Origin of the sequence: Amycolatopsis ultiminotia, from assembly GCF_039536925.1 — a bacterium.
Classification (GTDB): domain Bacteria; phylum Actinomycetota; class Actinomycetes; order Mycobacteriales; family Pseudonocardiaceae; genus Amycolatopsis; species Amycolatopsis ultiminotia.
On the sequence record NZ_BAAAZN010000004.1, the window covers coordinates 234279 to 256360 of the forward strand.

At 68.9% G+C, this 22082-nt stretch carries 21 protein-coding genes; 13 read left to right on the forward strand and 8 right to left on the reverse strand.

What is annotated here, in order from left to right; all coding sequences use genetic code 11:
* Window positions 1-3: 3 nt before the first annotated feature.
* The 4 genes from ABD793_RS11530 to ABD793_RS11545 are packed head-to-tail and all read left to right on the forward strand — an operon-like array spanning window position 4 to window position 4080.
* Window positions 4-1101, forward strand: coding sequence for an ABC transporter permease (locus ABD793_RS11530; protein WP_344859194.1), 1098 nt, complete (start codon window positions 4-6; stop codon window positions 1099-1101).
* 47 nt (window positions 1102-1148) lie between these two features.
* Entirely contained in the window at window positions 1149-2381 is a 1233-nt protein-coding gene (locus ABD793_RS11535) for an ABC transporter permease (protein WP_425548697.1), read from the forward strand.
* The gene (locus ABD793_RS11540; RefSeq protein WP_344858592.1) at window positions 2381-2770 is read left to right on the forward strand and encodes a cytidine deaminase; all 390 of its coding nucleotides are present in this window, start codon (window positions 2381-2383) and stop codon (window positions 2768-2770) included. Before ABD793_RS11535 ends, ABD793_RS11540 begins: the two co-directional genes overlap by 1 nt.
* Window positions 2767-4080 (forward strand): thymidine phosphorylase, encoded by a 1314-nt coding sequence (locus ABD793_RS11545; RefSeq protein WP_344858595.1) that lies wholly within the window; start codon window positions 2767-2769, stop codon window positions 4078-4080. The genes ABD793_RS11540 and ABD793_RS11545 overlap by 4 nt, the downstream gene beginning before the upstream one ends.
* A 4-nt stretch (window positions 4081-4084) precedes the next feature.
* On the opposite strand, the gene ABD793_RS11550 is transcribed toward ABD793_RS11545, so the two are convergent.
* Window positions 4085-4663 carry a TetR/AcrR family transcriptional regulator gene (locus tag ABD793_RS11550; RefSeq protein ID WP_344858597.1) on the reverse strand — a complete coding sequence of 193 codons (579 nt, stop codon included), beginning with the start codon at window positions 4661-4663 and terminating at the stop codon, window positions 4085-4087.
* Between the two features lie 85 nt (window positions 4664-4748).
* Between ABD793_RS11550 and ABD793_RS11555 the strand changes: the two genes are divergently transcribed.
* On the forward strand, window positions 4749-5165 hold the full coding sequence (locus tag ABD793_RS11555; RefSeq protein WP_486303686.1) for a nuclear transport factor 2 family protein: 417 nt from the start codon (window positions 4749-4751) through the stop codon (window positions 5163-5165).
* Between the two features lie 109 nt (window positions 5166-5274).
* On the opposite strand, the gene ABD793_RS11560 is transcribed toward ABD793_RS11555, so the two are convergent.
* Window positions 5275-6372 carry a PA containing protein gene (locus ABD793_RS11560; RefSeq protein ID WP_344858601.1) on the reverse strand — a complete coding sequence of 366 codons (1098 nt, stop codon included), beginning with the start codon at window positions 6370-6372 and terminating at the stop codon, window positions 5275-5277.
* Window positions 6373-6585: 213 nt separating this feature from the next.
* Here ABD793_RS11560 and ABD793_RS11565 point away from each other — a divergent pair, with 213 nt between their 5' ends.
* Both ABD793_RS11565 and ABD793_RS11570 read left to right on the forward strand, forming a co-directional pair.
* Window positions 6586-7677 carry an adenosine deaminase gene (locus tag ABD793_RS11565; protein WP_344858603.1) on the forward strand — a complete coding sequence of 364 codons (1092 nt, stop codon included), beginning with the start codon at window positions 6586-6588 and terminating at the stop codon, window positions 7675-7677.
* 114 nt (window positions 7678-7791) lie between these two features.
* Window positions 7792-9003, forward strand: coding sequence for an MFS transporter (locus ABD793_RS11570; RefSeq protein ID WP_344858605.1), 1212 nt, complete (start codon window positions 7792-7794; stop codon window positions 9001-9003).
* On the opposite strand, the gene ABD793_RS11575 is transcribed toward ABD793_RS11570, so the two are convergent.
* A complete protein-coding gene (locus ABD793_RS11575) occupies window positions 9000-9560 on the reverse strand; it encodes a TetR/AcrR family transcriptional regulator (RefSeq protein ID WP_344858607.1) in 561 nt (186 codons plus the stop codon). The genes ABD793_RS11570 and ABD793_RS11575 overlap by 4 nt on opposite strands.
* Window positions 9561-9659: 99 nt before the next feature.
* On the opposite strand from ABD793_RS11575, the gene ABD793_RS11580 reads away from it, so the two are divergent.
* Window positions 9660-10376 carry an SDR family NAD(P)-dependent oxidoreductase gene (locus ABD793_RS11580; protein ID WP_344858609.1) on the forward strand — a complete coding sequence of 239 codons (717 nt, stop codon included), beginning with the start codon at window positions 9660-9662 and terminating at the stop codon, window positions 10374-10376.
* Between the two features lie 4 nt (window positions 10377-10380).
* On the opposite strand, the gene ABD793_RS11585 is transcribed toward ABD793_RS11580, so the two are convergent.
* The gene (locus tag ABD793_RS11585) at window positions 10381-11640 is read right to left on the reverse strand and encodes a primosomal protein (RefSeq protein WP_344858611.1); all 1260 of its coding nucleotides are present in this window, start codon (window positions 11638-11640) and stop codon (window positions 10381-10383) included.
* Window positions 11641-11794: 154 nt separating this feature from the next.
* Between ABD793_RS11585 and ABD793_RS11590 the strand changes: the two genes are divergently transcribed.
* Window positions 11795-14308: a DEAD/DEAH box helicase gene (locus ABD793_RS11590; protein WP_344858613.1), complete on the forward strand. Its 2514-nt coding sequence runs from the start codon at window positions 11795-11797 to the stop codon at window positions 14306-14308.
* Here ABD793_RS11590 and ABD793_RS11595 read toward each other — a convergent pair.
* Window positions 14305-14892, reverse strand: coding sequence for an NADPH-dependent F420 reductase (locus ABD793_RS11595; protein WP_344858615.1), 588 nt, complete (start codon window positions 14890-14892; stop codon window positions 14305-14307). The genes ABD793_RS11590 and ABD793_RS11595 overlap by 4 nt on opposite strands.
* Window positions 14893-14963: 71 nt before the next feature.
* On the opposite strand from ABD793_RS11595, the gene ABD793_RS11600 reads away from it, so the two are divergent.
* A complete protein-coding gene (locus ABD793_RS11600) occupies window positions 14964-15308 on the forward strand; it encodes a winged helix-turn-helix transcriptional regulator (protein WP_344858617.1) in 345 nt (114 codons plus the stop codon).
* On the opposite strand, the gene ABD793_RS11605 is transcribed toward ABD793_RS11600, so the two are convergent.
* The 3 genes from ABD793_RS11605 to ABD793_RS11615 are packed head-to-tail and all read right to left on the reverse strand — an operon-like array spanning window position 15295 to window position 18540.
* Window positions 15295-16452 carry a GNAT family N-acetyltransferase gene (locus ABD793_RS11605; RefSeq protein WP_344858619.1) on the reverse strand — a complete coding sequence of 386 codons (1158 nt, stop codon included), beginning with the start codon at window positions 16450-16452 and terminating at the stop codon, window positions 15295-15297. The two genes, ABD793_RS11600 and ABD793_RS11605, sit on opposite strands and share 14 nt — an antisense overlap.
* On the reverse strand, window positions 16449-17576 hold the full coding sequence (locus tag ABD793_RS11610) for an FAD-dependent monooxygenase (RefSeq protein ID WP_344858621.1): 1128 nt from the start codon (window positions 17574-17576) through the stop codon (window positions 16449-16451). Before ABD793_RS11610 ends, ABD793_RS11605 begins: the two co-directional genes overlap by 4 nt.
* A gap of 16 nt (window positions 17577-17592) precedes the next feature.
* Window positions 17593-18540 carry a sugar-binding transcriptional regulator gene (locus ABD793_RS11615; protein ID WP_344859197.1) on the reverse strand — a complete coding sequence of 316 codons (948 nt, stop codon included), beginning with the start codon at window positions 18538-18540 and terminating at the stop codon, window positions 17593-17595.
* 186 nt (window positions 18541-18726) lie between these two features.
* Between ABD793_RS11615 and ABD793_RS11620 the strand changes: the two genes are divergently transcribed.
* The 3 genes from ABD793_RS11620 to ABD793_RS11630 are packed head-to-tail and all read left to right on the forward strand — an operon-like array spanning window position 18727 to window position 21993.
* Window positions 18727-19731 (forward strand): zinc-dependent alcohol dehydrogenase family protein, encoded by a 1005-nt coding sequence (locus tag ABD793_RS11620; RefSeq protein WP_344859200.1) that lies wholly within the window; start codon window positions 18727-18729, stop codon window positions 19729-19731.
* Entirely contained in the window at window positions 19724-21064 is a 1341-nt protein-coding gene (locus ABD793_RS11625; RefSeq protein WP_344858623.1) for an ABC transporter substrate-binding protein, read from the forward strand. The genes ABD793_RS11620 and ABD793_RS11625 overlap by 8 nt, the downstream gene beginning before the upstream one ends.
* Window positions 21061-21993, forward strand: coding sequence for a carbohydrate ABC transporter permease (locus ABD793_RS11630; protein WP_344858625.1), 933 nt, complete (start codon window positions 21061-21063; stop codon window positions 21991-21993). Before ABD793_RS11625 ends, ABD793_RS11630 begins: the two co-directional genes overlap by 4 nt.
* Window positions 21994-22082 lie beyond the last annotated feature (89 nt).

Sequence of the window (22082 nt, forward strand, 5' to 3'; positions counted from 1 at the left end):
GGAGTGAGTTCGTGGCGCACGCGGCTGCTGCCGCCCCTGCTCGCGATCGTCTTCGCCCTGCTGCTGTCGGCGATCGCGCTCATCATCTCCGGCGCCGATCCGCTGCAGGCGTACGGGACCATGGTCGGTCAGCTGTTCAAGGGCTCGACCGCGGTCGACACGGTGAACCTCGGATGCGTCTACTACCTGTCCGGTCTCGCGGTGGCCATCGGTTTCCAGATGAACCTGTTCAACATCGGCGTCGAGGGCCAGTACCGGTTCGCCGCGGTGGTCGCCGCGATCATCGGTGGCGCACTGCAGCTGCCGCCGGTGCTGCACACCATCGTGATCCTGCTGGTGGCCATCGTCTCCGGTGCGCTGTACGCGACGATCCCGGCGGTGTTGAAGGTGACCCGCGGCGTCAGCGAGGTCATCTCCACGATCATGCTGAACTCGATCGTGGCGGGCATCATCGCGTTCCTGGTGAACGCCGACCAGTTCGGCGTGCAGACCGGCAACAACGTCGGCACCAGGCAGATCGCGCCGTCCGGGCGCATTCCCGGCATCCCGATCGGTTCCGGCACGCTGTTCGGCTTCGTGTTCATCGCGATCGTGATCGGTGCCGCCTACTGGTTCATGCTCAACCGCACGCGGTTCGGCTTCGAACTCAAGGCGAGCGGCGAATCGTCGACGGCCGCCTCGGCGGGTGGCGTCAGCGCGAAGAAGATGACGCTGATCGCAATGCTGCTTTCCGGTGCGGTGGCCGGCCTGGTCGCCATGCCGGAGCTGCTCGGCCGTGACTACAGCTACGGCATCACGGCCACCCAGATGTACGGCTTCACCGGCATCGCAGTGGCGCTGCTCGGCCGCAACCATCCGGGCGGCATCGCGTTCGGCGCGCTGCTGTGGGCTTTCCTGGACACCTCGGCGGTGTCACTGGAACAGATCAACGTGTCCAAGGAGATCGCGACGATCATGCAGGGCATCATCGTGCTGTCGGTGGTCGTCGCGTACGAGATCGTGCGCCGCGCCGACCTCGCCGCCGAACAGCGACGGGTGGGGCGCGCGCTGGCCGGTAACGGCCGCAAGGGTTCCTCGGTCGCGGAAGGCGGTGCGGTGTGACCACCACGACGGAGTTCACCCGGCCGGAACCGGAATCCGGCACGCCGGTGCCCGCTCGGCGCCAGCGGCCGCGGATCCCCGGCTGGCTGCGCGGGGTGATCTGGGCGGTCATCGCGATCGCCGTGATGTCCACCGCTTCGTACGCCACCGGCGTGTCCGCGCTGACCTCGAGCAACACCGCCTCGACCGCGTTGCGGCTCGCGCTGCCGATCCTGCTGTGCGCGCTCGGCGGGTTGTGGGCCGAGCGCTCGGGCGTGATCAACATCGGGCTCGAGGGCATGATGATCCTCGGTACCTGGGGCGCGGCGTGGGGTGCCTACTACGGCGGCGTGTGGATCGGGCTGCTGGCCGCGATCGGGTTCGGCGCGCTGGGCGGGCTGCTGCACGCGGTGGCGACGGTGACCTTCCGGGTCAACCACATCGTCTCCGGCGTCGCGATCAACCTGCTCGGTCTCGGGGTGGCGAAGTACCTGGCGAACCTGATCTTCGAGCCGATTTCGGGCAATCCACGGCAATCGCCGACGGTGCCGAAGTTCGACACCTACTCGGCGGTCGGGCTGTCCGACTGGCTGGGTTCGCTGGAGGACGAGCAGCGGGTCGGGTTGTCCGATGTCGCGGGCGTGCTGAAAGGCCTGGTCAGCGGGGTGGCCCCGTTGACGATGATCGCGATCGTGCTGATCCCGGTGAGCTACTGGGTGCTCTGGCGCACGCGGTTCGGCCTGCGGCTGCGTTCGTGCGGTGAGAATCCGGTGGCGGCCGAATCCCTTGGCGTGAACGTGTACCGCTACAAGTACCTCGGCGTGCTGATCTCCGGTGGTTTCGCCGGTATGGGTGGTGCTTCGCTGGTGCTGCTCAAGGGCGGCGCGGACTACCTGGAGAACCAGACCAACGGCCGCGGTTACATCGGTCTGGCCGCGATGATCTTCGGCAACTGGCGGCCGGGTGGTCTGCTCGGTGGCGCCGCGCTGTTCGGCTACTCCGACGGTCTGCAGCTCGCCGGTGGCGGCGACGCGGTGCTGGCGTTGTTGTACGGCGCGGTGATCCTGCTGGTGATCATCGTGATCGTGCAGTTGTTCCGGCGGCGCTGGATCGCGGCCGGGGTCGGCGTGGTCGGTGCCGGCGTGCTGTACGCGATCTACTGGACCAACGACACGTTGCCGAGCGACCTGATCCCGTACACCGCGCACTTCGTCACACTGATCGTGCTTGCCGTTGCGTCGCAACGACTACGGCCACCGAAGGCGGACGGCGCGCTGTACCGGCGAGGGGAGGGCGACTGATGTCCGAAGTGGACTGGGACGCGCTGCGTTCCGAAGCAGTGTCGGCCGCTTCGCACGCGTACGCGCCATATTCGGGCCTTCACGTCGGCGTCGCGGGCATCGTGGACGACGGTCGGCACGTGACCGGCTGCAACGTCGAGAACGCCTCGTACGGCGTCGGGCTGTGCGCGGAGTGCACCATGGCCGGGCAGCTGCGGCTGTCCGGTGGTGGACGGCTGGTGGCGGTGGCCTGCCGCGGTGGCGAAGGGGAGCTGCTGATGCCGTGCGGTCGTTGCCGCCAGATCTTGTTCGAACTCGGTGGTTCGACGTGCCTGCTCGACACGCCAAGCGGTGTGCTGCCGATGTCGAAGGTGCTGCCGGATGCGTTCGGGCCCGAGGATCTGCCGTGAGCCCCGCCGACGTACTTCCTCCCGCGGAGGCGGCAGCAACCCCAGTCGCGGTCGACGTCATCCGCGCCAAGCGGGATGGCGGACGGCTCAGCGACGCGCAAATCGACTGGGTCGTCGACGCCTACACCCACGGTGCCGTGGCCGAGGAACAGATGGCCGCGCTGGCCATGGCGATCTTCCTGCGCGGGATGGACAACGCGGAGATCGCGCGCTGGACCGGTGCGATGATCGGCTCCGGCACGCGGTTGTCGCTGTCCACCTCGCGCCCGACGGTGGACAAGCACTCGACCGGCGGGGTCGGCGACAAGATCACCTTGCCGCTGGCGCCGTTGGTCGCCGCGTGCGGTGCGGCGGTGCCGCAGCTGTCCGGCCGCGGTCTCGGGCACACTGGTGGCACGCTCGACAAACTGGAGTCGATCCCCGGCTGGCGCGCGGCGTTGTCCCCGGACGAGATCGCGGCGCAGCTGGACTCGGTGGGTGCGGTCGTGTGCGCGGCCACCGAGGGCCTGGCGCCTGCGGACAAGAAGCTGTACGCGCTGCGGGACGTGACCGGCACGGTCGAGTCGATCCCGTTGATCGCCAGCTCGATCATGAGCAAGAAGATCGCCGAAGGCGCGTCCGGGCTGGTGCTCGACGTGAAGGCCGGCTCCGGCGCGTTCATGAAGACCGCCGCTGATGCCGAAGCGCTGGCCCGCACCTTGGTGGACATCGGTATCGCGCACGGCGTTGCCACCACCGCGTTGATCACGGATATGGAAACGCCGCTGGGGCGCGCGGTCGGCAACGCGGTGGAAGTCGCCGAAGCGGTCGAGGTGCTCCAGGGCGGCGGTCCGGCCGATGTCGTGGAGCTGACCGTCGCGCTGGCCCGGGAAATGCTTGCGCTGGCTGGAATTTCGGTGGATCCCGCGGCAGTCCTCGCGGCCGGCGAGGCGTACGAGACATGGGCACGGATGATCACCGCACAGGGCGGCGACCCGTCCGCACCACTGCCGAAGCCGGGGCACGTGCATGTGGTCCCGGCCCCGGAGTCCGGGGTGCTGGCCTCCTTGGACGCCTACGCGGTGGGCGTTGCGGCCTGGCGCCTCGGCGCCGGACGTGCGCGCAAGGAAGACCCGGTCCAGTCCGCGGCCGGGGTGCTGTGCCATGCGAAGCCCGGCGACGCCGTCACCGAAGGCCAACCGCTGCTGGAACTCCACACGGACACCCCCGACGCGGTGCCTGCCGCTTTGGCGGCGCTGTCCGGTTCGTTCACCGTGGCCTCGCACGCTCCGGCAGTGCACGGAATCGTGCTGGACACCGTGCGGCCCTGAACCGCTACTCGGCTGTTGGCGGGGGAGTGGCCAGGCTCTGGAAGCACGGGCGGAGCAGGTCGACGATCTGCTCCGGTGAGGCGTCCGCGAGGTTCGTGAGGCGCAACAGGTACCGCTCGGCGAGCACGCCGTGCACGATCGCGCTGAGCAGGCTCGCGCGAAGGTCGGCGTCGGGTGTCGGGATGGCCTCGGTGAGATGCTTGAGCTGGGGCTCCCCGGCGGCCCGGTAACGGTCGGCCGCGTCGGCGTTCGTGAGCATCGAGCGCAGCACCGCCAGCGAGGCAGTCGGCTCCTCGGTCAGGCGCCTGCCCAGCGACGTCAGCAGAGCCTCGGCCACCTCGTCCGACGTCCCGCCCGGTAATTCGTCGGCAGGCGCTTCGGAGGCGCGCGCGAAGAGCAGGTCCTTGCTGCCGAAGTAGTGCATGACGAGTCCGGCGTCGACACCGGCGGCCGAGGCCACCGCGCGGATCGTGGTCCGGTCGTAGCCGAGCTCGGCGAAGATCCGGCGGGCTGCGGCGAGAATGCGGTCCTCGCTCCGGCGGCGCTGCTGTGCCCTGGTGAGGCGGGCGCTCGGTTCACTCACCGGTTCATTCTACGGCCGTTGACCGAGGGTCCATTTCGCTCTACGGTCGTTCAATCAACGAGCGTTCAACGAAAGGGGAGTGGCCATGGCCGCCACGGCACGTGAGATCGTCGAGCAGGTTCTGCGCGCAGGCCGGGAGATGGACACCGACACCTTCGTCAGCCTGATCGCCCCGGACGGCTACCTCGAGTGGCCGTACCGGCCGGAAGGCGTCCCGGGCCGGTTGGCGGGCCGCGAACGGATTCGCGAGTTCCTCACCACCCAGGCCGAGAGCTTCGTGAGATTCGACGAGTACCGCAACGTCGTGATCCACGAAACGACCGACCCCGAGGTGGTGATCGTCGAGTACGACGCACACGGCACCGTGGTCCCCACCGGCGCACCCTTGCACCAGACCATCATCGCCGTACTCCGGATCAGGGACGGCCTGGTCGTCTCGTACCGCGACTACCTCAACCCGCTGGTACTGGCCGAAGCGCTGGCCGACGCCGGCAGGGCTTAGTACCGCGGCAAATCCGGGCGTGCCCGAAATCCGGCCGTGCTCGCGAACGGCGCCCAAACAGGAAAACGCCCCCGCCGAGTTCCGGCGAGGGCGTTCTTCGGGTTCCGGCTCAGTCGGTGGCCGGCTCGTCCGCGTCGGCGGAGCCGTTCTTCGCCTTCGCGTCGGCGGCCTTCGGCGAACGGCCGTTGCGCGAGCTGCGGCGCGGCTGGCGCGGCGCGGGCGGTGCCGGGGCGATCTGCTGCACTGCCGGGCCGCCGCCGAGCATCAGCTCCGCGAAGGTGGCCATGGCCTCGTCCAGCTGACCGCCGATGCGGCGCACGGACTCGTCGTTGCTGCGGCGCACGAGCGAGTCGACCGAGTCGGTGTCCGGCTGCTTGGCCAGCGTGCCCTCGACCTTCGACAGGCCGGTGCGCAGCGAGCCGTCCAGATCGCCGAGCCTGCCGGTGACGCCGTCCTCGACCTTGTCCAGGCGGGTGGCCAGATCGTCGAGCCGGTCGGTGACCGTGTCGAGCCGGGTGCCGACCTTCTCCAGCCGCTCGGCGGGGTCGACCTTCTCGCCGGTCTCCGTGACCGCCGCCTTGAGCGCGTCGGTGGTGGCACCGATCCGCTCCTTGGTTGCGCGGTCCAGCTCGTCGACGCGGGAGCGCAGCTCCTGGTCGGTGGTGTCGATCCGCTCGCGCAGCGCCGCCTCGGCCAGTTCGATGCGCTCGCGCACCGGGGCCTGGGTCGACTGCGGGATCGAGTCCAGCTTGGCGTCCTGCTTGTCCAGGTGCCCACCCAGCTCGTCGATCCGGCGGTGGATGTTCTGCAGTTTGTCCTCGAGCCCGTCCATCCGGCCCGCAACGCCCTCGAACCGGGCCGCGACGCCGTCCAGCCTGCCGTCGAGCTGGGCGAACGGCTTCGCCAGCTTGTCGACGATGCTCTCCACCGCGTGCGTCAGCGCGGCAAGCGCGTTGTCCTGCGCCTCGAGCCGGGTCATCGCCTCGTCGAGCCGCTCGGCCAGCACCCCGACCTCGGTGCGGTCGGGCAGCTCGGACAGCCGCTTGCGCACCGCGCCGAGTGAGTCCACCGGCGCCAGCCGGGCGTAGATGTCGTCGAGCGCGTCGAAGATCTGCTGCTGCTCGCTCTCACGCACTTCGGCCGCGCGCACCAGCATGTTGCGCATCCGGTCGAAGGACGGAGCGGCAATGTGGTTGTCAGTGGTCACTGCGGTGTCCTTCGTCGGCGGGGAAATGGAAGGGACTGGGCGGAAGCTTAACGACGGAGAAAATTGCTGTGTGTATGGCCCCCGCGAAGCCGGGATAGCACGTCGGCTACCCGGATGGCCGATTCCTTCCCCCGGACCCGCACGCACAGCGTTGTCACGACGGTGCCGGTTACGGCCATGTAGGGGAATGACACCGAGGCTACCGTTGGGGCCATGTCGGACGAAACCCCGTTGAGCGCGGAGATCCTGCGCCGCGCACCCAAGGTCCTGCTGCACGATCACCTCGACGGTGGTCTCCGCCCCGGCACCGTTGCCGAACTCGCCGATGCCGTCGGGTACCGCGACCTGCCCACCGGCGATCCGGCCGAACTCGGCCGCTGGTTCCGCGCCGCGGCCGATTCCGGTTCGCTGGTGTCCTACCTCGAGACGTTCGCGCACACCTGCGCGGTGATGCAGACCGAGGAGGCGCTGGTCAGGGTTGCCGCCGAGGCGGTGGAAGACCTGGCGGCGGACGGCGTGGCCTATGCCGAGCTGCGGTACGCGCCGGAGCTGTTCGTTGAACGTGATCTTTCACTCGATGCGGTGGTCGAAGCAGTCCAGGCCGGATTCGCCGAGGGAACACAGCGCGTGGTCGCCGCAGGCGGACGGATCCGGGTCGCGACGATCCTGTGCGCGATGCGCCAGCACGCGCGGGCGATGGAGATCGCCGAGCTGGCCGTCCGGCATCGGGACGCCGGCGTGGCCGGCTTCGACATCGCCGGCCCGGAGGACGGATTCCCGCCGAGCCGCAATCTCGACGCATTCGAGTTCCTGCGTCGCAATAATGCACATTTCACTATTCATGCCGGCGAGGCGTTCGGATTGCCCTCGATCCACGAGGCGATTCAGTTCTGCGGTGCGGAACGGCTGGGGCACGGTGTTCGGATCGCCGAGGACATCACCACCGGGCCGGACGGCGAGGTCCATCTTGGACGGTTGGCGAGCTATGTCCGGGACCGCCGCATTCCGCTGGAGATCTGCCCCACCTCGAACGTCCAGACCGGAACCGTCCCGTCGCTGTCCGAGCACCCGATCGGCCTGCTCGCCAGGCTGCGCTTCCGGGTCACCGTGAACACCGACAACCGGCTGATGAGCGGATGCACGATGACCAGCGAATTCGCCGCGCTGGCCGGGGCATTCGGCTTCGGTCTCGACGATCTTCGCTGGTTCACCATCAATGCGATGAAATCCGCGTTCCTCGATTTCGATGCGCGGCTGGCGCTGATCGAGAAGGTCATCAAGCCCGGGTACGCCGCACTGGGCTGAGTCCCGCGCCGGTGGGTTGCGACCGGTCCGGTAAGCCGGTTGCGTTCGTTAGCATGCCCAACTAAAGTTCAATATGTAAGAACGTCTTCTCAAATATTGAGACGGTGACAGATGATGGCGCAGGTCGCGGCCGGGCAGCAGGTGCCGGAAAAGGGCGGCGTGCGCAGATGGTTCATCCTCGCGCTCGGTCTCGCCGCGCAGACCGCGAGCTGTTCCTTCCTTTACGGTCTGCCATTTCTCGTGCCGACCATGCGGGTCGCCGACGACCTCACGCTGGCGCAGGCGGGCACGGTGGTCGCCGCGCCGAGCATTGGGCTGCTGTTGACCCTGATCGCCTGGGGTGCGGCTGCGGACCGTTACGGCGAGCGGCTGATCATGGCGCTCGGGCTCGGCCTTTCGGGATTACTCCTGGTGTACGCCGCGCTTGGTCATCACCCGGTTGGCCTACTGTTCGGAGTGTTTCTCGTTGCCGGAGCGTGCACGGCTTCGGTGAACGCGGCGAGCGGTCGGGTGGTGATGGGCTGGTTCTCGAAATCCGAACGCGGTGTCGCCATGGGCATCCGGCAGACCGCGCAGCCGCTCGGCATCGCGGTGGCCGCGCTCGGTCTGCCGCCGCTGGCCGCGAGCTGGGGGTTCCAGACGGCAATGTTGCTGCCCGCGGCGCTGGCGATCGTGGTGGCGCTGCTGGTCGCGGCGTTCGTGGTCGACCCGCCGCGGCCACCTCGTCCGGCGAACGGTGCGGAGAAACCGCCGTCGCCGTACCGCAAGCCTTGGCTGTGGCAGGTGCACGGGGCGAGTGCGTTGCTGGTGGTGCCGCAGTTCGCGGTGTCCGCGTTCGCGCCGGTGTACCTCGTCTCGCAGCAGCACTGGGGTCCTTCGCAGGCCGGGATTTTCCTTGCTCTGGTGCAGGTGTTGGGTGCGCTGGGCCGGCTGGCCTCCGGTTACTGGTCGGACCGGGTCGGCAGCAGGTTGCGGCCGATGCGGCAGCTGGCGGCGGCCAGTGGTGTGGTCATGCTCCTGGTCGCGCTCGGCGACGTGACGTGGTTGTGGCTGGTGCTGGTCGCGCTGGTGCTTGCCGCGGTGATCACGGTGGCGGACAACGGTCTCGGGTTCACTGCGTCGGCCGAACTCGCCGGCGTCGCCTGGTCCGGCCGGGCGATGGGCACCCAGAACACCGCGCAGAACATCGCGGCCGCGCTCACCCCGCCGTTGCTCGGCCTGGTGATCGGTGACAGCCGCTACGCACTCGCCTTCTGCGTGGCCGCGGTCTTCCCGGTGCTGGCGATCGGCCTCGTCCCGGTGCGCGCGGAGTCCGAAAAGGACTAAGCGCGCAGTCCGTCCAGGAAGAAGCCGAGGTGCCGCCGCCAGTCGGGCGAGGTCGCCTCGGACTGGAGTACCTGGGACATGCCCACCAGGAGCGGCACCAGGTCGGCGGGTTCGAAGTCCGGGCGCAGCCGGCCCGCCGTTTTGGCGCGGTCCAGTATCCGGGTGGCTTGCCGGAGCCCGGCGTGACACGCCTCGAGCATCGCGGGGCTGAGCGGCAGCCGCTGTGCGAGTGCGTCGTTCAGGCCGTGGTTTTCCGCCTGTAAGGCGAACAGGCCGTCGATGAAGCCGGTGAACGCCTGCCACGGATCCGGTTCGGCCAGTGCCTTCTCGGCGAGATCGTCCAGTGCGGCCAGCTGTGCGGGCAGGATCGCTTCGAAGAACGCCTCACGGGTGGCGAAGTGTGCGTAGAGGGTGCCGATGCTGACGCCGGCGTCGCGCGCGATCTGCTCCAGCGGGGCATCGAGACCGCGCGCGGCGAACGCCCGGGTTGCCGCACCCAGCAGCTTGTCGCGGTTGCGGGCGGCGTCTGCGCGCAACGGCTTGGATCCGGCGGCCATGGTTCCATCGTACAAAAGTCGAGGGTGATCTCGACTTCGTGCTACGGTCGAAACCAAGTCGAGGGTGCCCTCGAGTTATTTCCGGAGGAAGGAATCACCATGACCAAGCCGACCGCCGTGGTGCTCGGAGTCGGACCCGGCCTCGGGCTTTCGATGGCCCACCGGTTCGGGCGAGAGGGCCACGACGTCGCCGTCGTTTCCCGGACCGACACCCGGCACACCGGGTACCTCGCCGGCCTGTCCGCGGCCGGGATCACCGCGGAGTCCTTCACCGGTGACGTGCGCACCGACCTGGATTCCGTGCTGGACGCGATCACCGAACGCTTCGGCCGGATCGACGTCGTCTACTCCGGACCGGCCGCGGCCGGACCGGAGAGCAGGCCGGGGCCCATCGAGGAAGTCACCGTCGCCGATGTCGAACGGGCGATGACCTGGCTGTACCCGGCGGTTCAGGTGGTGAACCGGACGCTGCCCGCGATGCTCGAGCGCGGCACGGGCGGATTTCTGTTCGCAGGCGGGCTCAGTGCGGTCCGGCCGATGCCCGCCCTCGGTGCACTGGCCGTCGCCGGCGCCGCTCTGCACAACTACGCGAAGACGCTGCACGCGGCGCTGGCCGGAACCGGGGTCTACGTGGGCAGCCTGGTCATCGGCGGACTCATCGAACGCGGCGACATCTACCGGATGGTGACCGCACAGCCGGAAAAATACGGCGACGCCGACGGCCACACCCTTGATCCGGATGCGATCGCCGACGTCGCCTGGCAGCGGTATTCCGGCCGCGGAGCGGCCGAAGCCGTGTTCGACGCGCTCGGCTGACGGATCAGAGCACCGTGAGGCGGTTCTCGAAACCCTCCACCAGCTTGCGCCACGCGCTCTGTTCGGCGTCGAACGGAGCGCTCGGCTCGAGCCGGCTCGGGTCGGGGCGAAGCACGAACGACACGAGCCAGCCGAGGCTTTCGCCTGCCGCCAGCGCGCTTTCCACGGTGTCGTCGCCTGCCCACTCGGCCGCGTCGGTGAGCAGTTCGACGGCGAGTTCGAGCTGGGTCGGGTCGATCGATTCCGGACCGGCGGCGATGTCCTCGTCGAGCCCGTTCAGCACGTAGGTGTTGTCCGGGTCGACCTCGACCTCCAGCTCGCCCGCGGTCGCCTTCGCCAGCACCTCGTCCCAAGTGGACACGTCGGCGAGTTCGGTGTCGGCCAGCTCCTTGCCGTCGGTGATCGCGGTGAGCAGTGCCTTTTCCGAGCCGAACACGTCGATCTCGCCCTCGCTGCCGAGGAACACCGGCTTGTCGTCGAGGTAGCAGCGCAGCGTGTAGTACTCCGCGCCGGCGGTGACGATCTTGACCGGGTCGATGCCGACCTCACCCCAGAAACCCACCGGCTCGTCGTCCGCCTCGTCGGCGTCGTCCTCGGAGTCCACCGCCTCCAGGTCCTCCGGGCCGCCGTCCTCGGCCTCGGCCTCCGATTCGGCGGACTCCTCGTGGAACGCGGCCAGCTCCTCTGCGGTCTGCTCCAGCACCGCGGCGTCGACCTCGGGCACGGTCACCAGCCCGTCGATCGCGTCGAGCACGACATCCCACTTCTCCGAGACGGCCTTCGACAGGTCGTTCCACAGCGCTTCGCCCTCGCGCCCGGTGAACGGCAGCCGTCCCTGCTCCAGCAGCGAGAAACCCTCGTAGGCGTCGAGCACCTCGTGCACCTCTTCGAGCTCGCACACGTCCGCGAGCGAGCGCACAATGCCGACGATCTCGGCCAGTTCGCCGATGGTCCACGAGTCCGGCTCGTCGGCAACCAGCTCCGGCACGCCGACCAGGTCGTAGGAGTGGTCGTCGTCCGGGATCAGCTCCGGCACGTTCAGCTCGGGGACCGCGTCCCACGCCGGGTGGTCGAGCAGATCGTGCTGCTCGGACGTGCGCACGAAGGCGGCAAGGTGCGCGGCATCGGGGAAGGCGTACAGGTCGTCCTCGTCGCCGAGGAACGCTTCCCACTCCTCGCCGTCCTCCCGCCACCGCGGGGCCCAGAGGGTGACCACGTCGCCCTGCGGCAGCCCGAGCTCGATCGGGATGATGTCCTGTGCCATTGCTGAGTCCTCCGCGAGTACCGCCCGTGTGCGCGCCCGCCCGTCAGTATCCCCCGGTCGGTGCGCGGTACCCGGGCAGCCTACGGGTTCGGGCAAGCAGCCGCGATCTCCCCTGCGGAACTGCCCGTCGTGAGATGGCACGATGGGTCCCACGATGACACTCACGGACCTTCTGCCTGCGGATCCCGATCCGGACACCCTGTTCGAGGCCTTCTCCACCTGGACCGCCGAACGGGGGATCGAGCTGTACCCGGCCCAGGAGGAAGCGCTGATCGAGGTCGTCTCCGGCGCGAACGTGATCCTCTCGACTCCGACCGGCTCCGGCAAGAGCCTGGTCGCGGTCGGCGCCCACTTCACCGCGTTGGCGCATGGCAAACGCAGCTTTTACACCGCGCCGATCAAAGCCCTCGTCTCGGAGAAGTTCTTCCAGCTCATCGACATCTTCGGCGCCGATCAGGTCGGTATGCTGACCGGCGATTCGAGCGTCAACGCCGATGCACCGATCATCTGCTGCACCGCGGAAATCCTGGCGAACATCGCATTGCGCTTCGGTGCCGATGCGCCGGTGGGTCAGGTCGTCGCGGACGAATTCCACTTCTACTCCGAACCGGACCGCGGCTGGGCGTGGCAGGTCCCGCTGATCGAGCTGCCGGCGGCGCAGTTCGTGCTCATGTCCGCGACGCTCGGCGATGTCTCGTTCTTCGAGAAGGACCTGACCCGCCGGACCGGGCGGGCCACCGCGGCGGTCACCTCCACCCAGCGGCCGGTCCCGCTGACCTACCGCTATGCGATCACGCCACTGCACGAGACCATGTCCGAGCTGCTGAACGGCGGTCAGGCACCGGTGTACGTGGTGCACTTCTCGCAGGCCGCGGCGATCGAGCGGGCGCAGACGTTGATGAGCATCAACGTGACCACTCGCGCGGAGAAGGACGCCATCGCCGAACTGATCGGCGACTTCCGGTTCTCCGCCGGGTTCGGCAAGACGCTGTCGCGACTGGTGCGGCACGGCATCGGCGTGCACCACGCGGGCATGCTGCCGAAGTACCGGCGGCTGGTGGAAACGCTCGCGCAGTCCGGGCTGCTCAAGGTGATCTGCGGGACGGACACCCTCGGCGTCGGCATCAACGTGCCGATCCGCACCGTGGTGTTCTCCGCGCTGACCAAATACGACGGCGTGCGCCAGCGGCACCTGAAGGCGCGCGAATTCCACCAGATCGCCGGCCGCGCCGGGCGGGCCGGTTACGACACCGACGGCTACGTCGTGGTGCAGGCGCCGGACCACGTGGTGGAAAACGCGAAGGCACTGGAGAAGGCAGGCGACGATCCGAAGAAGAAAAAGAAGATCGTCCGGAAGAAGGCGCCGGAGGGCTTCGTCAACTGGACCGAAAGCACGTTCGACCGGTTGATCGCGGCGGATCCGGAGCCGCTCACGTCCAGCTTCCGGGTCAGCCACTCGATGCTGCTGAACGTGATCTCCCGGCCGGGCAACGCGTTCGAGGCGATGCGCCACCTGCTGGAGGACAACCACGCGGACCGGCCCGCGCAGCGGAAGCTGATCCTGCGCGCGATCGCGATCTACCGCGCGCTGCTCGCCGCGGGCGTCGTGGAGCGGCTGCCCGAACCGGACGCCGACGGACGGATCGTGCGGCTGACCGTGGACCTGCAGTTCGACTTCGCGTTGAACCAGCCCCTTTCGCCCTTCGCGCTGGCCGCGGTGGAGCTGCTGGACACCGAATCGCCGTCGTACGCGCTCGATGTGGTGTCCGTTGTGGAATCCACAGTGGATGATCCACGGCCGGTGCTGTCGCAGCAGCAGTTCAAGGCCCGCGGCGAGGCCGTGCAGGCGATGAAGGCCGAGGGCATCGAGTACGAGGAGCGGATGGAGCTGCTCGAGGACGTCACCTACCCGAAACCGTTGGAGGAGCTGCTTTCCGCCGCGTACAGCTCGTACCGGCAGGGGCATCCGTGGGTGGCGGACTACGAGCTCTCGCCGAAGTCCGTGGTGCGCGACATGTACGAGCGCGCGATGAACTTCGTCGAGTACGTGGGCTTCTACCAGCTCGCGCGGTCGGAGGGCCTGGTGCTGCGCTACCTCGCCGACACCTACGACGCGCTGCGGCACACCGTTCCGGACGAGGCCAAGACCGAGCCGTTGCAGGACCTCATCGAATGGCTGGGCGAGCTGGTCCGGCAGGTGGACTCCAGCCTGCTCGACGAGTGGGAGGCGCTGCGCCACCCGGACGAGGAAGGTGCCGCGGACGGACGGCAGGCCCGTCTCCCCGCCGAACCACCCGCGGTCACCCGCAACGAGCGCGCGTTCCGGGTGCTGGTGCGCAACGAGCTGTTCCGTCGTGTGGAGCTGGCTGCCCGGCGCGCCTACGACACCCTCGGCGAACTGGACGCGGCGTCCGGTTGGGACGGTGCCGCGTGGGAGGACGCCGTCGAAGACTACTTCGACGAGCACGAGACCCTTGGTATCGGCCCGGATGCCCGCGGCCCTGCGCTGCTGCTGATCGAACAGCAACCCGAACTGTGGCGGGTGCGGCAGATCTTCGACGACCCCGCCGGTGACCACGACTGGGGTATCAGCGCCGAGATCGACCTCGCCGCCTCGGACGAGGCAGGCACCGCGGTGGTCCGCATCGTGGACGTGAACCAGCTCTAGGACATCAGCATCGTCCGCGCGTCGGCGCCGCGCAGCCAGAGTCCGATGGCGAACGCGGCGGTGGCTTCGAGCAGCGGTGCGCGGTCCAGGCCGCCGGCGGGCAGCGGGGTGGCGCCGACGTCGCGGACCAGCTCAGCGGCCACCTCGACCGCGGCCGGAGCACCGCACAGCGGGACACCGAGCGGACGGCCTTCGAACGTCGGCGGGGTCCTCCGCCAGACGTCCACCTTGGCCAGATTGAACGCCTTCACCACGGACGCACCGGGCGCCAACTCGGCGATCCGGGTGGCCACGGGGGTGCCGGGTGGCTCCGGGTCGCCCGGCGTGTTCGTGCAGTCGAGCAGCACGGTGCCGGTCAGCTCCAGCGGCGGCAGCAGTTCCTCGAGTGCGGAGACCGGCACGGCGAGCAGGACGGCGTCGGCCTCGCGGGCGGCGGCTGCCCAGGGCTGCACTTCGGCGCCGAGTTCACCGGCGAGCTTCGCGGCGCGTTCCGGATCGCGACCGGACACGGTCAGCCGGTGCTGCCGCCACCGGGAGCCGAGTGCGGCGGCCATTCCGCCGGTGCCGAACAGAGCGATGCGCATGGGGTTCCTTCCGGAGTTGTGGTTGGCTCCGAAGGTAGAAACCCGGGTAGGAACCGAAAGGTAACCAGCGCATGGACTTCCTCGCCGACTGCCGTACGCGGCTCGCGTTCGACCTGGTCGGGAACACCTGGCATCCGGTCGTGTTGTGGGCGTTGAAGGACGGCCCGCGCCGGCACGGCGAACTGCGCACCGCGATCGGCGGCATCAGTGCGAAGGTGCTGACCGAGGCGGTCCGACGGCTGGAGCGGGACGGGCTGGTCGAGCGCGTGCCGGGTGGTTACCGGCTCACCCGGCTCGGCACGAGTTTCCTCGGGCCGATCGAGGCGTTCGGCCGATGGGCCGCCGAGCACGGGGACGAGGTCGTGGCCGCGCAGGCGGCGCCCGGCTGTCCGGTCGCCGCGGTCAACCGGCGCTGAGTTTTCCGGTGCGCGGCAGGGTTTTCGGCCGTCGCACGAGGAGTACGACGAGCATGATCAGCGACAGGGCGGGCATCGGGTAGCCGAGTGCCAGCCCGGCGGCGATGTCGATGACCGGCGCGGCCAGCCCGGCCGCGAAGATCCAGGTGGGTGCGTTCGGCGGCTTCGCGGTGCGTGACCATGGCGTGCGCGGCCACGGTTTGGCCACCGAAAGCCAGGCCTGGAACGCGAGCCCGCCGGCCATCAGCGCGGTACCGGCGGCCTGTGTCCAGGTGGGCGTTGCGGTCGCGGCGCTGTCGGCGAGTGCCGGGGACAACAGGAAGATCCCGGCGTAGAGCTGGACGAGCGTCATGGCGAACTTGGCCAGCACCCACCAATGCCGGAAGAACCCCCAGGCGGTCGCCCCCGCGAGCACCAGCCCGGTGAACGCGGCGGCGTTCGCCATCGGGGCGAGCAGCACCGTGTCGAGGTGCTCGGCCATGGTCATCGCCGCGGACCGCGTCGGCCGAGCACCGGACAACGCAACCAGCGTCAACGTCATCAGCGCGAGCGCCTGGCTCATCCACGCCACCGACGAGACCACGTGCAGCCACACGACAACCTGCCGCCACCGCGGCGAAACCCGAGCCATCCGATCAGTCTCACCGAGCCCCCGGCCGCGGACATCCGGTGAAATCACCCAACTCGACCCTGAGCCGAGCCAGGGGGGCCCGGCCTGCAGCAACTCCGGGGTTGCCGCGAAACCGTGCCGCTCGTAGGCCGGGACAGCCCGGGTTGACGAATGCACCGTGACCCGCTCCAGCCCGAGTTCCACGGCCAGCTGCAGCACAGCGTCGATCAGCATTCCGCCGAGCCCGCCGCCGCGAGCCTCCGGGACGTCGCCGGAAGCTCGCGAGAACGCCCGCGGAGCCGGCACTCGGCTCGTGATCGCAAGGAGCGCCATGCCGATCACCTGGCCGGCACGCACCAGGACCAGACAGCGGTGGGTGTGCGCGTTCTCGCCTGCCCAGGTGGCGAACTGCGCGATGAACCCGGCGCGGTCCCCGCCGGGTACACCGTCCTGTTCGGACACCCGACGCCATCGCAACGCGGCGGCCGCAGCCAGCTCCGCCGGACCTGCCACGCGGACCTCGACGTTCGTCATGCTTCGGCCAGTGCCGGCGGGGTCCAGTCCGTGCAGCGCAGCATCGAGCGGGCCATCAGACCGGCCGGTGCCGCGCTGATCGCCAGGTTGCGGGCGGCGATCGCCACCGGGTTCCGGAGCTGCTGGCCCATCCGGCTGGCCTGCCGCGCGGCGCGTGCGACGGATTGGCTGCGGGCACGGCGTCGTGCGTCGTACCGGGTCAGCGCGGATTCCACAGTGGACTCTTCGGCGATCGCGGCGGCCAGTTCGACCGCGTCCTCCAGCGCTTGGCAGGCGCCCTGTCCGAGGTTCGGGCGCATGGCGTGCGCGGCGTCGCCGAGGAACGCCACCCGACCGGACACGTAGCCGGGCAACGGCGTGTGTAGTTCGTAGATGTCATGGTGCAGCACGTCTTCCGGGCGGGTTGCGGACAACAGTGCCGCAATCGGTTCGTGCCAGCCGGTAAGCAGACGGCGTAGCTCGGCCAGTGGATCCGGATGGCGGCGGTCGGCGCCGACACTCCGCACCACATGCCATTCGACCTCGCCGCCGGACAGCGCGATGTGCCCGAACTCGATCCCGGGTCCCCAGGTGAGATCGAAGTCCGACGGTAGGGCCACCGGTTCCGCGGTGATCGCCCGCAGCACGGACGATCCACTGTAGAGCGGACCGGGATGGCCGGGGAAATGCCTTGCCCGGAACCGGCTGCGGATCCCGTCCGCCGCCACGACCAGGTCCGCCTCGGCGAGCCCCGGCCGCTCCGGCGTGACCTCCTCGCCGAGCACCACCGCCCCCGGCGGCAACGCCTCCCGCAGCAGCCGGTGCAGTACCGCCCGCCGGATGCCGACGATCGGGGTGTCCGCCACGCGTTCGAGGTCCGCGCCGTTCATCCGGGCCAGCCACCGGCCGGCCGGGGTCCGGGTGCTCACCGTGCGCTGGTACTGCCCGGCGGCCCGGATCGCGGCTCCGGCGCCGAGTGTGTCGAGCGCGCGGATCCCGTTGGCCGCCAGCGAAATTCCCGCGCCCGCATCTTCGAGCACCGGATACCGCTCGAAGACCACCGTCTCCCAGCCGACCCGGCGCAGCCCGATCGCCGCGGCCAGTCCGCCGATGCCCCCGCCGATGACCACGGCACGGTTGCCCATTGCGTTTTCCCTCGGTTCAGGACGGCCGTCCGGCGTCCGGCGGCAACGGGTTCGCCTTGGCCAGGTCCAGCAGGGCCTCCGCGGCGGCGGCGTCGGTGACCAGGCTGGACACCATGCGCGAGCGCAGTACCGCGTCCACCGCCTCCGCCTTCGGACGGCTGTAGCCGATCGCGATCACTTCCGGGACCGCGGTCAGTTCCTCGCGGCTGATCGCCAGTACGTGGTGCGTCAGCCCGGTGGACACCGGGTTGCCTGCCGCGTCGAACAGCCGCGCGGCGACCTCGGCCGTCGCGCCGCGGGCGGCGATCGCGGCCCGTTCGGCGTCGTCCAGTGCGTCGTAGACGGTGGACTCACCCGGCGTCCAGGCGCCGATGCTCACCACTGCCTTGGTGAGCTTGCCGAACTGCGCGAACGTCTCGGCGATGCCCGGCTGGTGCCGCAGGATCTCGGTGGTCCGCTGGTCCGGCAGCACGAGCGGACCGAAGATCGGATAGGCCTCGCCGCCGGACACCGCGGTCACCCTGCTCACCGTCTCCACCGAACGGCCGCGCATGTCCATGCCCGCCTGTACTCCGCACAGCTGCACGATCGGGCACCGTGGCAAAGTCCGGATCGCCTCGGTCATCGCGTTCACCGAGCGGGCCCAGGACAGCCCGATCACGTCCTCGGCAACGGCGATCTCCTCCAGCAGCCGGGCGGCCAGTGCGCCGACGCGTCTGCGCACGACCTCCTTCGGCTCCCGCATCGAGGATCTTTCGAGGACGAGAACACGGTCCAGCCGATACGCTCTGCGGACCTCGTCGGAGAGCTCGACGTCGACCGGGGCCTGCAAGTCGAACTCGATCCGCACCAGACCGCTCTCCCTGGCCGCATCCAGCATGCGGGCGACCTTGAACCGGCTCATGCCGAACTCGTCGGCGATCTCCAGCTTCGAGTGTCCCTGCACGTAGAACCGCCGGGCCATGGTGGCGAGACGTAACGTCTCGCTCAGCGGCTGCTGCCCTTTCTTCCTGCTCACATGAGCACTATAGCTCGAAATTGAGCGTTTGTGGTTGACTTAACCCCCAGGAAACGCCTGTAATGCTTTCGCATGTTAGGTGCGCCATAGATCAACGTTGCTCGGATGAGCACCCAGGAAGGTGATGAAGGCATGCGTGCCGCGATCGTGGACCGGCCCGGAGAGATCCGGGTCGGCGAAGTTCCCGATCCCAAACCCGGAGAGCGCCAGGTTGTCGTGAAGGTGGGTGCCTGCGGTATCTGCGGCACGGACCTGCACATCGCCGACGGGCACTTCCCGCCAACCCCGTACCCGATCGTCCCCGGCCACGAGTTCGCCGGGGAGATCGTCGAACTCGGCGCGGACGTGCCGGGTGAGTGGAAAGTCGGTGACCGCGTCGCGGTCGACCCGTCGATCTACTGCGGGTACTGCAAGCCGTGCCGATCGGGACACGGCAATCTCTGTGCCAACTGGAACGCCACCGGAGACACGGTCAACGGTGCGTTCGCCGAATACGTCGCGGTCCCCGCGGACACCTGCCACCAGATGCCCGACTCGCTGACCTGGGAGCAGGGTGCGCTGGTCGAGCCGGTCTCGTGCGCGGTGCACGGGGTGCGCCGGATCGGCGTGGAAGCGGGCGAGCGGTTCCTCGTGGTCGGGGCGGGCACGATGGGCCTGATCATGCAGCAGCTGCTGCAGCGGGCCGGTGCACACGTGACGATGGTCGACCGCAACGCGGCCCGGCTGCCGCGCTCCACCGACCTCGGTGCCGCTGCGGTGGCCGAGGATGTGTCCGCATTGGACGGTGAGCGCTACGACGCCGCGGTGGACTGCACCGGCGCCGCACCGGCCATCGAGTCCGCCTTCAACGCGTTGCACCGCGGTGGCCGTCTGCTGGTGTTCGGCGTCGCCCCGGCGGAAGCCAGGGTCGCGCTGTCCCCGTTCCGGATCTACAACGACGAGATCACCATCGTCGGTTCGATGGCCGTGCTGAACAGCTACGGCAGCGCGCTCGACCTGGTCGCAAACGGCTATATCGACACCGACGCGCTGATCACCGACACCCTGCCGCTCGAGCAGTACCCGGACGCGCTGGCGAAGATGCGCAGTGGTTCCGGGCTGAAGATCCAGGTGCTCCCAGGAGGCAGCCGTGCGTAAGCTCCTGTGTCTCCTGGCCGCAACAGCGCTGTTCGTAACGGGATGCGCCGGGGCCGGTTCGCTCGGCAACGGCGGGCGGACGCTGGTCGTCGCGATCGTGTCCAACGCGCAGATGAAGGACGCGATCTCACTGAAGGGCGAGTTCGAGAAGAACAACCCCGGAGTGAACCTGAAGTTCGTCTCCCTGCCGGAGAACGAGGCCCGTGCGAAGATCACCGCCTCCACCGCCACCCAGGGCGGCGAGTTCGACGTGGTGATGATCAGCAACTACGAGGCTCCGCAGTGGGCGGCCAACGGCTGGCTCGAGAACCTCGAACCGCACATGAAGGCCACTCCCGGCTACGACGAGAACGACTTCATCCCGAGCATCCGGGACTCGTTGTCGTACCAGAAGCAGATGTACGCGGTGCCGTTCTACGGTGAGTCGTCGTTCGTCGCCTACCGCAAGGATCTGTTCCAGAAGGCGGGCATCACCATGCCGGCGCATCCCACGTGGGCGCAGATCGCCGAGTACGCCGCGAAGCTCGACGACAAGCAGGCCGGCATCGCCGGGATCTGCCTGCGCGGCAAGCCCGGCTGGGGCGAGAGCCTCGCGCCGTTCAGCACGGTCGCCAACACCTTCGGCGCGCAGTGGTTCGACAAGGACTGGAACGCCAAGCTCACCAGCCCCGAGTTCACGAAGGCGGCGAACTTCTACGTGAACCTGGTGCGCGAGCACGGTGAGGTCGGTGCCTCCAGCGCCGGGTTCACCGAATGCGGCACGCAGTACGCGCAGGGCTCGGTCGCGATGTGGTACGACGCCACGTCGATGACCGGCACCACCGAGGACCCCTCCACCAGCCATGTGGTCGGCAAGAACGGCTACGCCCCCGCCCCGGTCGACAAGACGCAGGCCAGCGGGTGGCTCTACGCCTGGTCGCTGGCCATCCCGAAGGTCGCCAAGGACAAGGACGACGCCTGGAAATTCATGGCGTGGATGACCGACAAGGAGTACGCGAAGAAGGTCGGCGAGGCCTACGGCTGGAACCGCGTGCCGCCGGGCACCCGTAAGTCCGTTTACGAGATCCCGCAGTACAAGGACGCCGCCAAGGCCTACGCGCAACCCACGCTGGACGGCATCGCGAACGCGAGCCAGCAGAAGACCATGGTGTCCCCGGTGCCGTACCCGGGCATCCAGTTCGTCGGCATCCCGGAGTTCCAGGACCTCGGCACCCGGGTCAGCCAGCAACTGTCGGCGGCCATTGCCGGCCAGACGTCCGTGGCGGACGCGCTCGCGCAGTCCCAGAAGTACGCGGAGACCGTGGGCAAGTCCTACCAGGAGGTGGCCGGATGAGTACCCTCTCCGTCCCCGCCGGCACCGCGCCGGCGACCACGAGCACGACCGCGAAGAAGCCGGTCGCCAAGTCCGGCAAGCGTCGGCTGCCGCTGCTGCCCGCGCTGATCTTCGTCATCGCGGTGACGCAGATCCCGTTCCTGCTGACGCTGTTCTACTCGTTCCAATCGTGGAACCTGGTGCGGCCGGGTTCGCAGCACTTCGTCGGCTTCCGGAACTACGTCGACGTCTTCACCGACAGCACGTTCCTCGGCGCACTGCTCAACACCGTGGTGCTCACCGTGGTGTGCGTGTTCGTGTCGCTGCTGCTCGGACTCGGGCTGGCGATCCTGCTCGACCGCAAGTTCGCCGGCCGCGGTTTCGTGCGCACGCTGCTGATCACGCCGTTCCTGATCCTGCCCGCGGCCGGTGCGCTGCTGTGGAAGACCACGATGTTCGACCCGACGTTCGGGCTGCTGCACTTCGTGTTCAACACCGACGTCGACTGGCTTTCGCAGTTCCCGCTGGCCGCGGTGATGGCACAGATCGTGTGGCAGTGGACGCCGTTCATGATGCTGCTGACCCTGGCCGGTCTGCAGAGCCAGTCGAAGGAGGTGCTGGAGGCCGCGTCGGTGGACGGGGCCAACCGCTGGCGCACCTTCTACTCGATCACGCTGCCGCACCTGTCGCGGTTCCTGCAGCTGGCCACGCTGCTCGGCGCGATCTACATCGTGAACAGCTTCGACGCGATCTTCCTGATGACGCAGGGCGGGCCGGGCACGGCGAGCACCAACCTGCCGTTCTACATCTACCAGCGCGCGTTCGAGGGCTTCGACATCGGCCAGTCCTCGGCGATGGGCGTCATCGTGGTCATCCTGACCATGATCGTCGCGACGTTCGCCCTGCGGCTGATGTTCCGCGCGTTCTCCGTGGACGGAGGTACGAAGTGACTACCGCAACCGCCGCCCCGCCGGCCACGGCCACGTCGGAGGCGCCGCGCCGCAACACCAAGCGGCGCTACGGTCCTGGCACGCTCACC